1 protein-coding gene (running past one end of the window) is annotated in these 12,564 nt (G+C 55.3%); it reads right to left on the reverse strand.

The genetic code is table 11. The annotated features are described in order from the left end of the window. Positions 1–12,564, reverse strand: partial view of a YDG domain-containing protein gene (locus tag CKX93_RS01015; RefSeq protein WP_076754452.1) — the final stretch only. It continues 41,736 nt past the right edge of the window; only the last 12,564 of its 54,300 coding nucleotides appear in the window; the start codon falls outside the window, past its right edge; it ends in the stop codon at positions 1–3.

Below are 12,564 nucleotides of genomic sequence, written 5' to 3' on the forward strand. Positions count from 1 at the left end.
TTAGTCGAAGTCGAGAACGAGCTCGGTAGAGGTGCGGTTGCCTTCGCTATCGATAGCGATCACCTGCACCACCAGCTGACGTATACCCTCAGGTGGCTGCCCGGTAAAGCGCAGTGACCCGGGCTCAAAGTTCAGCCACGAGGGCAGAGGCGAACCATCCAAAGTCACCGCCTCATAGCGCAGATTCTGCGTAGGATCGCTGTGCTCGAAGGTGTTAGCCGGCAACTCGTATAGGAACGGAATGTTGACAGCGAAGCGCTGCGGCTCAGGACGACGCACGTTCACAAACGCGCGATTATCACCTACACGCACGTCGGCTGCCGAACTCACTGTACCCACGCGAACTTCAGCAACAACGAGACCCGGACGCGATGCCTGTGCGGCCTCCAAAGAGACGCCCTGCAAACGACTTGGAGCCCCATCAGCTATAGAGCGCAACTCACGACCAGCGTCTGGGCCCAAACCCGGTGGGGTTGCAGATCCGGGCACGACAATCACTGGTGGGGGCGGGTCAAATTCGAGGTTTGGCGTAATATCCAGAGCGTCAAACAGCGCCTGCAGCTCGCCCCCGAAACCTTGACCTTGGAAGCCCTGACTAAATTGCACCTGCTCAATTCCCCCAATTGGATTAGGCAAAATTGGGTCACCGTTATTAACTGGAGGGTTCAACCCAGGTATCAGGTTTACCGCACCCGTTTCAGTCCGCAACACTTGATCGGGCTGGCCCGTCAGCGCAATCTCACGGCCCACGAAGAGCTGATCACCGGTAGTCGCAATCGATCCAGCAAGCGTGATTTCACCCACAAAGTCAAAGCGCTCTTCATCATCGTAAAGGCGATCGGGATCACTGCTCAGCGGCGCAAGATCGGTCACCAGCGCTTCATCCGGATCCGTCCACTGCGAGCCCACCCGCACATCCAGCGCCGCCAGTGGGTTGGTCTGACCCACTTCATCCAACGTGATGGTGGGCACTTCAGTATCCGGCTGTAGCGTGATTGCCCGCAGCACGAGAGTGTGGAGGCCGTTGCCACTGTCATCCACCGATCCCTCAAAGGTGATCGACGGATCCAGCGAGACCAACAGCCGGATGAAGCCATTGTCTCCATTATTGCCAATGGTCGTGGCCCCGGTGTAGCGCTGGGTCTCAAAGGTGGTCACATCCGCGTTCAGATTAATGGTCTCGGCATTGATATCGACCGCCCACGGGTTGAGATCCTGATTGCCCTTATTAGCACTATAAGCACTCCAACGAATGGTCTTGTAGGCATCCGGGTCGCTGGGATCGACAAGGTTCATGCCGATCTGGCCGTTAACCGTCACATTGCCTTCTGTTGCGGAGACCACCAGCGAACGCTTAGCGTCTTTAGAGCCCTTGCCGGCGCTGACTGCCCCATCAAAGCGGATATCACCCGATTCGGAGAGGAAGTTCGGCACCGCCGGGGTAACGAGCAAGATGCCGCCGTTGTCGGTCACCTGGGTCGCCGTGCCGGAGCTCAAGAAGGTTAAATCACCACCAAATGTTTGATCACCCAGCGTGGTTACATTCGACAGCAGCGTAACCGGGCCATCCACCGACAAGGCGGGCAGCGTTAGACCCGTCACATCCAGCGTGCCGCCGTCTGAGATTACCCGACCTGCGCTACCCAATGAGCTATTTTGTGTGGCAGTTAAAGTGGCGGCGCCCATATCCAGGCTGCCTGAGAAGCTATTATCCCCGCTGACCGTGTAGTTATCCGAGCCACGAAGGACCAAATCACCGGTGCCACTCAGGGTATTGCCAATGGTCAGCGCGGTGGTATTGGACAAGATCTCAAGCGTGCCGTCGTTGGCAATGGCGCTGCCAACCAATCCAGCCGAGTCAAGCTCATAAATCACCCGCACGGCGTCCGGAATGACAACCTCTGCCACGTTATCGATGGCAGTGGCATCTTTACGATCAGGGATAGCGCCATCGGCCCAGTTTGATGGATCCGTCCAGAAACCAAAGTTCGCACCCACCCAGGTCACGCTCTCACGCTGGGTGATGGTGCCGGTGATGCCATCATCTTCTGTCGTTAGCGCTGTGCTGTTGAGCGCATAATTCAGGGCATCGGCACCGGTTAGGCGAACATTTAAGGAGACACCTAAATTAGAGCCCACATGGCGGTCAGCGAACTCACCCGATCCAAACACTTCGAGCTGATCACCCAGCAGGATTGGCGAGCCCGGTAAGTTCGCATCCGCAAACCCTAAATCCAGATCCCGAATGCGCGTGCCGCCGTCATACACTTTTTCAAGCTCGGTAAGGCCAAGATCAGCCGCGCCAATCACCTTAGGTGCCACCGTCAAAGCGCCCACCAAACGAAGGCGACTAAACGCATCGCCTTCAAGTGTTAACCCTGACTCGCTCAGGTTATAGCCACCCACCGACAATTGCCCTGCGCCACTTCCGACACCCTCCGTCACTGCGATTGAGAATGCGGCAATATCATCGGCCGTGAAATCTCCACCTGCGCCCGGTGCAATCGTGTAAACACCCGTAGTCGTATCTAGATTAGCATCCAGCGTGGTCGGCGCAATGGCGTCTTCCGCCCAATACTGAACCGTCAAGGTAGGCTCGAACGTGACCGCCTGGTTGATCGGCGTATCGCCATAAGTGAGAGATGGCGCACCGAGGTTGACGCGCAGCAGCAGTGAACCGCGCGGCAGAATCTCAAATTCCGCTGCTGCATAGTTAAGCGCATAGTTATTGGCAAAGCCGCCTGAGGCCGTGAGCGCATAAATCCCCTCATCCTCACCCGCCACACGCGAAATCTCAGGCAGATCCGCACCAAACACCGCTTTATCCTGCGTTCCCACAAAGCCTTGGAAGAGCAGACCCGCATAGCCAGTCACATCATCAGCGCCCAGTAATTTCGCATCATCCACAGGCCGCACGGTCAGCGGCGCCGGGCGAATTACGCTGGCGTCATTACCCGCCAGCGTCACCGTATAGTTGTTGCCCGCATTGCCATCGATGATGTCAATAAAATCAAGCGTTACCGTGCGGTCTAACAACTCACCATCCGCATCGCGCAGCACATCTGGCCCGCCTACAAAGGTGATTTCAGCGGCCTCAATGAAATCCGCACCAACAAGCTGCGCGGTCATCGCATCCAGCTCGTCTTGGGTGGCCACATGCAACGCACTGGCGTCATAGAGCTTATCGATAATCGGCGCCGTGACCGTAACGATACGCGGCGTGATAGTAATCTCGGTCTGCTCAACACTCAGCGGCAGGTAATTACTGGTCAAGGCGCCCGCATTGCCGGTGAGCGTAAGCCCTGCAACCGAATCAGGATTAATAGCACCGCCGGTAACGTGCTTGTTATCCAGCGCCATCAGACCGGCTGCGGTAAAGGTCTCCGCATTCACACCCGTGATGGTCACCACGCTACCCTCGACCACAGCGGTGCCATCATATTGGCGCTCCGCCACGGCGCTGAGCGTGGCGGGATCGATGGTGGCCTCAGTCGTGCCTTGTAATGTGATGTCATAGTTGACTGCATCATCGCCCAAGATCGTCTCTGTCAAGGTGACGGTTTTACTCAAGACACTGCCATCGGCCCCGCGGCGCACATTGGCATCATCAAACACGCCAGTGGCTCCCACTTGCACATTATCGCCCGCAATCATGCCGTTACCTTCAAGCGTGCTGGCACGGTTGGCGATATCAACATCCACCGTGGCTAGTGCATTGCCGTCATAGACCTTATCGGCAGCGCTAATACCACTAATCGTCAATGCCAACGGGTTAATGGTGGCCGTAGTCTCGCCCTGCGCGGTGATGTCATAGTTACCACGCTCGGCACCGGAGAAGATCTCATTCAATGTCACGGTTTGCGCGATCGGCGTGCCATCGGCATCACGCACCACATTTTTGCTAGCGAAGGTACCGGTCACGGCCACATCGACTTCATCGCCAGTGATCAAGCCATCGAGCACGATCTGTGTATCGTCAATCACGGCCACATCGGTCTGATCATAATCGCGATCGGTGGAAGTAATACCACTGATGTTAATGGCCTTAGGTGTGATGGTGGCCTGAATAATGTCATCCGCGACGGTGTAGTTGCTGGCAAAGCCACCGAAGAAGCCATCGCTGATGCTGTAGACCACCGTGACATCCTTGGCTACCGCCGCGCTTAGCGGATCAGCCAGATCAGCGCGCGAGACGTTGGCATCAGCAAACGTACCCACGGCCCCAGCGAGCTCAACCGTTTGCGTGCCGACCAAATTATCGAACAGGCGCTCAGGGAACACATCAGCCACCGTGATCGTGGCCGCATCGCTTTGGTCGTACTCTTTATCATCGACTACCGTGGCGTTATCTGCCGAGATCGTCAGGATGCGCGGCTCAATAGTGGCCGTAGCTTCCAGCTGATCAGCGATGGTGTAGTTCAACCAATCCGCTCCGCTGTAACTACTTGTCAAAGTGACAGTTTGTGCCAGCAGGTTGCCATCGGCATCTCTACGCACATTGGCATTGGCGAACTCGCCGCTAGAAGTAATGATGACCTCATCGCCAGTCACCAAGCCGTCGCGCACAGCACCACTGACATCCACCAAGGCATTCGTGGTGGCATCGTATTGACGATTTGCCACGGTGAGACCTGAAATCGTCAGACCACGAGGAGTGATGGTCGCGGTCGTGCTGCCCTGAGCGGTGACATCATAGTTCACCAATTGGGCCCCGCCGAAGGTCTCGGTCAGGGTCACATGCTTAGCGATTGGGTTGCCATCAGCATCGCGCAGGACGTTCTTGTCGTTAAAGAGTGCCGTGGCAGCAACAGTGACGTTATCGCCATCGATCAAACCGCCAGCAATTAGCACGGCATTGGTCACGCCGCTAACATCCGCGCTTCCAACATTATTACCATCGTATTCTTTATTAGCAACGGTGATGCCACTAATGGTCAACGCCTTGGGCGTGATCGCAGCAGCCTCGACCAAAGTTTCGCCCGCGAGGCTGTAGTTGCTGGCAATCCCGCCATTGGCACCATTGAGCAAGGTGTAGGTGACGGTCACATCCTGCTCCAACGGGTCAGCCCCATCACGCACCACATCCTGGCCCGCAAAGGTGCCGGCACCCGTCACACCCAGCTGCTCGTTGCCGATCATATCGGCCAGCGTGCCCGCCGTGACGCTAGCGACATCAGTCTGATCGTAGACCTTATCGGCCACGGTGGTACCGCTGATGCTCAGCGCTTTCTGGGTAATCGTGGCAGTCGCCGAACCCTGAGCCGTGATGATGTAGTTACGCCGATCTGCGCCCGTGTAGGTTTCGGCCAGATTGACTATCTTGCTCTGCGCGCTGGTGCCATCCCAATTCACATTGGCATCCGCGAAGAAGCCGTTGGCAGCCACCTCAACATCATCGCCGGCAAAAAGCCCGTCGAGGACGACATTGCTGAGATCCACATTGGTCGAGATATCACCATCGTAGATCTTATCTTCAACCGTTATGCCGCTGATCGTGAGCGAGGCCGGGGTAATCGAACCCGAAGTAAACACCTGATCAGTAATGCTGTAATTCAGCAAATCCGCCCCACCATAACTGCTGCTGAGAATGACGAGTTTGTTGTCGCCCACATTCCAGTCATCAGAGGTGTTGCTGGCATTTCGGAAAGTGCCCGTTGCCGTCACTTCGACCTCATCGCCATAAACCAAACCATTGAGCAGCAGGTTGTCTTGCGAAATCGTCGCCTCAACATTCCGGTTGTAAACCTTGGTATCAGCCGTCAGTCCCGAGACGATCAGAGTGCGAGGCGTGATCGTGGCGGTATCACTCGACTGAATCGTCACGGTGTAGTTACCCAGATCGGCGCCGGCGGCCACGCCGTTAATCGTGACGTTTTGTGAGGTCACCTGATTGCTTGCGTACTGCACATTCTCATTAGCAAACGTACCCGTGGCGCTCACGGTGACAACATCGGTGCCGATCAAACCGGTGAACGAGGCATTCGAGACATCAATCATCGCCTCGGCATTGCCGTCATAGACCTTATCCAAAGCCTCCAAATCGGTGATATTGAGCGCAATCGGGTTGATCGTTGCGGTGGTAGTTCCCTGGCGCTCAAAGGTGTAGTTACGAGCATCGGCACCACCGAAGGTTTCAATCAGGTTGACGGTTTTGCTGGTGACCGTGCCCGTGGCCGGATCATCGGTGCGCGCTACGCGATGGTCGGTAAACTCACCGGTGGCGCTAATGGTCAGCGTGTCGTCAGCAATCATGCCCAGCGATACCCAATGATCCGCGTCAAATGCACTGACATCGACGGTCGCAATTGCGGTGCCGTCGTAATCCCGATCAGCTGCGGTGATACCGCTAATCGTCAATACTTTAGGCGTAATGGACGCCTCGGTCGTGGCACTGGTTTGCACCAGGCTGTAGTTCACGGCCAGGCCTGCATCGGCGCCCGTGCCATTGGCCAGACCGAGCCCAGTGATTGAGACGAGCTTATCATTACCAACGTTTTTATCTGCAAACCGAGCGGTAGCCGTAAAGCCGAGGGTTTCATCGCCCACTAGCCCGGTATAGTCAACGCTATCGATATTGCCATTTCGCGTGCCGTCATATTGGCGATCGGCAACGGCGATAGCACCCAAGGTCAACTCGCGCGGCGTGATTCGGGCGGTGGTGCTGGCCTGATCAGTAAAGCTGTAGTTCCCGGCATCTGCGCCGGTGTAGAGGAAGTCAGACAGGGTAACGATTTGAGACTCAATCGTACCGTTGGTGCTGTTGATCACCACATTAGAGCCAGCAAATTGCCCGTCTGCTGCCACATTCACCTGATCGCCAAAGACCAGACCGCTAATGACGACGCTATTGGTGTTTAACGTGGCCACGTCATCGCCGTCATAAACCTTATCGGCCGCGGTGATACCAGAGACCGTCACCAATTTCGGGCTAATGGTCGCGCTAGCAGTGCCCTGCTTGGTGATCGTGTAGTTGCGCAGTGCCGAGCCGCTGTAGCTTTCGTTCAGCGTAACATCTTTTGCAATGACATTAGTGCCATCATAGGCCACGTTCCTGTCGGCAAAGCTACCCGTCGCGGTGACAGACATTGTCAGGATATCGTCTTCAAACATGCCGCCGTCGTTGCTTGCTCCACCCCAGCTAATGTTGCTGGTGCCGATCGATGCTCGTGTCGTGCCATCGTAGTCACGATCCCCGGCGGTGATGCCCGAGATGGTGATCTCACGCGGCGTGATGTCAGCGTTAGTAGTAGCCTGGTCTACCAGGATGTAGTTATCCAGCGAGGTGCCGGAGCCTGCCGCATAACTCGTGCTGGTGATCGCAACCAGCTTGTTGCTACCGGCATTAAAGTCATTGGCGGTGTTCATGGCATTGCGGAACACGCCTGTTGCGCTATCCACCGTAATCGTCTCGCCATCCACCACGCCCACAAAGGTGGCATCCGAGCCATCGATTGTGGCCGTGGCATTGCGATCGTAGGTCTTATCTTGGGCCGTTAGCCCAGACACAGTCACCGTTCTGGGCGTTATATCAGCGCTTGTACTTGCCTGGCCTGTGAAACTGTAGTTCGCAGCATCCAAACCTGCCAAGTTTGCATAGTTAATGGTTACGTTTTGACCAAAACCAGCATTGAAGTCATCAAATGTTCCAGTGGCTGAAATCACCACGGCATCACCAGCAATTAAGCCAGCATCAATTAACTTCGCGGTGGTGATTCCGCTGAGATCCAAAGTGGCCACATCGTTGCCGTCATAAACTTTATCGGCAGCGGTGATGAAACTGGTGTTGGATAAATCCAACGTTTTAGCCGTGATATCCGCCGTGGTTGAGGCCTGACCCGTGAAGGTGTAGTTACCCGCATCGGTGCCGGTCAGTGCGGAGTAGCTGAGGGTGACTGGCTTGCCGTCGGCTACGTTTTTATCCGCAAAGGCGCCAGTGACGTTGATGTCAACATCATCGCCACTGAGCATGCCGGCAGCTACCAGCGCTGCAGTGTCAACAGCGCTTAAATCCAAGGTGGCCGATACCGTGCCGTCATAGGTTCTGTTATTGGCAGTAATCAGATTTGCATTGGAGATATTCAGCGCAATCGGCTTGATCATGGCGGTGGTGCTGCCCTGCAGGGTAACGGTGTAGTTACCCAGATCGTTACCGCTGAGCGTCTCGGTCAAATTCACGGTCTTGGCAATCACATCGCCCTGGGCATCACGGGCGACATGCTTATCATCAAACGCCCCCGTTGCGCTGAGCGTGAGGTCATCGCCTGAGACGCGGCCGATGGCAGCCCAGTCGACGCTGTCATTCACGGTGACTGACGTGTCGCCGTTGTAATCTCGGTCATCTGCCGTAATACCAGCGATGGTAATGGCCTTGGGCGTGATCGCCGCTGTGGTGGTCGTCTGGCCGACCAAGTTGTAGTTGCCAGCCTGATCGCCATCGAGATCGTCGTAGGTGATATTGACATTCTTATTAAGAATCTGGGTATTGTCATTGGAGTCGCGCTCTACATCCTTGTCAGCAAATGCACCGGTGGCGGTAACGATCACATCATCGCCTGCGATGAGCCCCGCGGTAATCAGCGCTGAATTGGTCAGTCCACTTAAATCAAGCGTGGCCAAGGTGCTGCCGTCATAAACCTTATCGGCTGCGGTCACCAGACCAGCTGAAGAGAAGTCGAGATCGCGCGCAGTGATCTTAGCCAACACAGTGCCCTGAGAGACGATGTTGTAGTTGCGAACATCTGACCCAGAGAATATTTCTGTCAACGTCACGGTTTGAGCGATGACATCACCGTCATCATTGCGCGCAACATTTCGGCTACCAAATAGGCCAGTGGCGCTAATACCGAGATCATCGCCGGCAACCATACCCAACGATTCCCAATAGGATGAGTCAAACATGCTGACATCAACCGATGCAGTCCGAGTGCCGTTGTAGGTCTTGTCACTCACTGTGATACCGCTAATCGTGAGCGTTTTTGCCTCAATGCTGGCCTGAGTAGTGGCCTGATCAATAATGATGTAATTACCCAACAAGGTGTTGTTATTGCCCTCGGTGTAACTACTGCCGCTGATCTGCACCAGCTTGCCCAAGCCCACGTTCTTGCTGTTTTCCGTATTGAGTGCGTTACGGAAGGTACCGGTGGCTCCAGTCACCGTAATCGACTCACCCGAAATCAGGCCATTGAAAGTGGCCCCGCTAAGGTCGATGGTGGCAACGGCCGTGCCGTCATAAATGCGATCTTCCGCAACAAGACCGGATACCGTTAACGTTTGCGGTGTGATGGTGGCCGTGGTGGTGGTCTGCTTCGTGAAAGCGTAGTTACCCGCATGCGCACCACCAAAACTATAGTCTGTCAGGTTGACGGTCTGTGAGGTGACGGCATTGTTGTTGCTCGAATCGCGGGCCACATCCTTACTGGCAAAGGCCCCATTGACAGCCACGGTGACCTCATCCCCCTGAATCAGGCCTGGCATGGTGATATTGCTGGTATTCAGGATGGCGATAGCGTCACCATCATAGGCCTTGTCTGCGGCAGTAATGCCGGCAATGGTGACCGCCAGTGGGTTAATCGTCGCCTCGGTTGTATCCTGGGTGACGATGTTGTAGTTGCGCACATCGAGCCCAGAGAATGTCTCGATTAATGTCACCGTCTGAGCGATGACATTACCGTCATTATCGCGCGCGACGTTTCGGCTACCAAACGCACCCGTGACATCAATCGTGACAACATCACCATCGATCAGGCCATCAAGAACGAGGCCGGTGAGAGCGTTGTCGCCATCGCGCTTGAGTGTAGCGGCAACTGTACCGTCGTAGTCCCGGTCGTTGGCTTGGATACCGCTAACCGTCAAAGTCTTAGGATTAATCGAGGCCTGCGTGGTGGCCTGATCAATGATGATGTAATTATCCAACGAGGTGTCGTCATTGCCCGCCGAATAGCTGCTGCCACTAATCTGCACCAGCTTATCCTGGCCCACATTTTTATCATCATCGGAGTTAAAGGCATTGCGGAACTTGCCGCTTACCGAAGCCACATTAATCGACTCGCCAAAGACAATGCCGTCAAACTCGACATTGCTAGTGTCAATCGTCGCGTTGGTCGTGCCGTCGTAGTCTCTGTCCTGCGCAGTCAGACCAGTCACTGTCAAGATTTGCGGTGTAATGGTGGCGGTGGTGGTTGCCTGCCCGGTGAAGGTGTAGTTACCTGCATCAGCACCACCAAAACTGTAATTATCAAGGGTCACAATCTGTGAGGTGACGGCATCGTTATCGTTTGAGTCACGCGCCACATCTTTACTATCAAATGTACCCGTGGCACTAACGGTGACCACATCACCTTGAATTAACCCTGGAACGCTTGTGCTTCCTGTCAACCCAAATGTTGCGTTGCTGACATCAACCTGCGCGATGTTGTTGCCGTCATAGGCTTTATCTACGGCAGTAATACCGGCAATGGTGACCTGGCGTTGATTAATCGTGCCATCGCTAAAGAATGCGTTGTCGGCTACCAGTTGGTAGTTCGCGGCATCACTGCCACTTAAGGTGATGTTATTGACCACAAACTGCGCAGCGTTCGCAGCAGTGGCATTGCGGCTGGCGAACTGGCCAACACCAGTAACGGTGACGTCATCAGTGTGGTCGTTGCTGCCAGTGACAATACCGTCTGAACCCAGCGCCAAGTCTGGCATGGCGGTGGTGCCGTCATAAGTCTTGGTGTTGCCACCGGTCACCGTTGCGGTGATGGTCTTTGGTGTGACGGTCAGTGCGCCTTGGCGGAAGAAATGTGCCGTAATAGGGCTTGCATAACTTACCGACACCGTTCTCGTTTCTGTAATGGTGTAGTTACCCGCATTGATCAAACCAGCAGAGCTCAGGTTGCTACTTTCGTTCTCGATCCCTAATCCGAAACCGCTGAGCAAAGTAGTGTCATCACCCGTTTTAATGGTCCAAACATTGCTGGATTCGGTGCTAGTCAGCGTGATGATACCGTCTTCAACAGTAGAGTATCGCGCCTGGGCAATCGTCAGGGTTGGCGTATCGCCATAAGTCATCGCCACATCAGCGATATCGACCACCAGCACGCCATTACCAGCGGTGGTTAAGGTGCCATCCTCAAAGGTGAGGTCATAGTTAATGGCGGTGGCCGAAGCGGTTACGGTAGACTCAGTATTGCCATCCTTATCAGGGGTCCCGGCTGTGCCCACTGATGTGTCCAAGCCCGACAGCACCGCACTCGTCTCACCATTGACGAAACCACTAAAGGTATAAGTAAACGCAGGATCCTCTTCACCGGCGAGCTTGACGGTGTCGTTCACCTTGATGGTCAGGGCTGCTTTGCCGATAGTGATGTTATCGACAGTCATGGTGCTGCCATTCGTCGCATCTACATTAATGACGTAGTTGCTTGCCAGACCACCCGATGTATTGGTCGCATCATCGTCATCAGCCAAGGTATATGCCACTGTCACGCCATTATAGGTACCAGCATTCGCCGACGGTAGTGTGCCCCTAGCGGTGATATCGAGGCTCTCGCCACCTACTAAACCGCTGACCGATCCGGCTTCAAGTGCAATGGTGGTTCGGCCAGTGTAGGTGTAACCACCAGTGGCTGCGGCGGTTCCTGTAATCGTCAGCACCGCTGGCGTGATATTGCCCACTGTGTTGAACGTTGTTCCAACCAGCTCGTAGTTGGTTGCCGTACCTGTGCCATCACCCAATGCCAGGCTAGACACGCTCACGCCAATGCGCGAGCCCACGTTTTTATCAGCAAAGGTCGCCGTACCGGTCAGATTAAGCGTTTCTGAGTCTACTAGGCCAGACAGCGTGAAACTGCCGATGTCGCCACCGGTGGTCGCGTCATACACCTTGTCATCAATACCAATCGCGCTAACGGTCAAGGTACGTGGCGTGATATCCGCGGTGGTTGTCTGCTGAAGCGTAAAGTTGTAGTTGCCGGCATCGCCGCCGCCCACCGTTTCAGTGAGGCTCACCTCAATCCCATTGCCAGCATTGGCGCTAGCGAATTCGCCCGTGGCAGTGACTTGAATGTCATCACCGGCTACCAGTTCGGCAATCGTAACGCCCGAGAGATCAATCTGTGCCTCTGTGGTGCCGTCGTATTCACGGTTGAGTGCATTGATCCCCTTAATGGTGGCCTCTCTGGCGAGGATCTTCGCTGTCGTGGTGCCCTGCCCTGTGATGCTGTAGTTGCCCACATCAGCACCACCAAAGGTTTCGGTCAGGGTGACAGTCTTGTCGGCGACTGTGCCGCCCACGTTACCGTCAACCCAGGCCACATTCTTATCGGCAAACTGACCTGTCGCCGAAACGGTGAGCGTATCGCCAGCGAGCATGCCCAGACTTTCCCATTCCGTTGTGGTGAGTGCCGACACATCCACCGTTGCAGTCGCCGTCCCGTCATAAACCCGATCAGCCACTGTCAGTCCGCTCACCGTAATGGCCTTGGGCGTAATACTGGCCGTGGTATTGAAGCTATTCGCTGCCAATTGGTAATTCGAGGCGGTACCGGTCGCGCCATCCGCCAGCGTTAGGCTGGAGACTGC

Origin of the sequence: Ectothiorhodosinus mongolicus (genome assembly GCF_022406875.1) — a bacterium.
Taxonomy (GTDB): domain Bacteria; phylum Pseudomonadota; class Gammaproteobacteria; order Ectothiorhodospirales; family Ectothiorhodospiraceae; genus Ectothiorhodospira; species Ectothiorhodospira mongolica.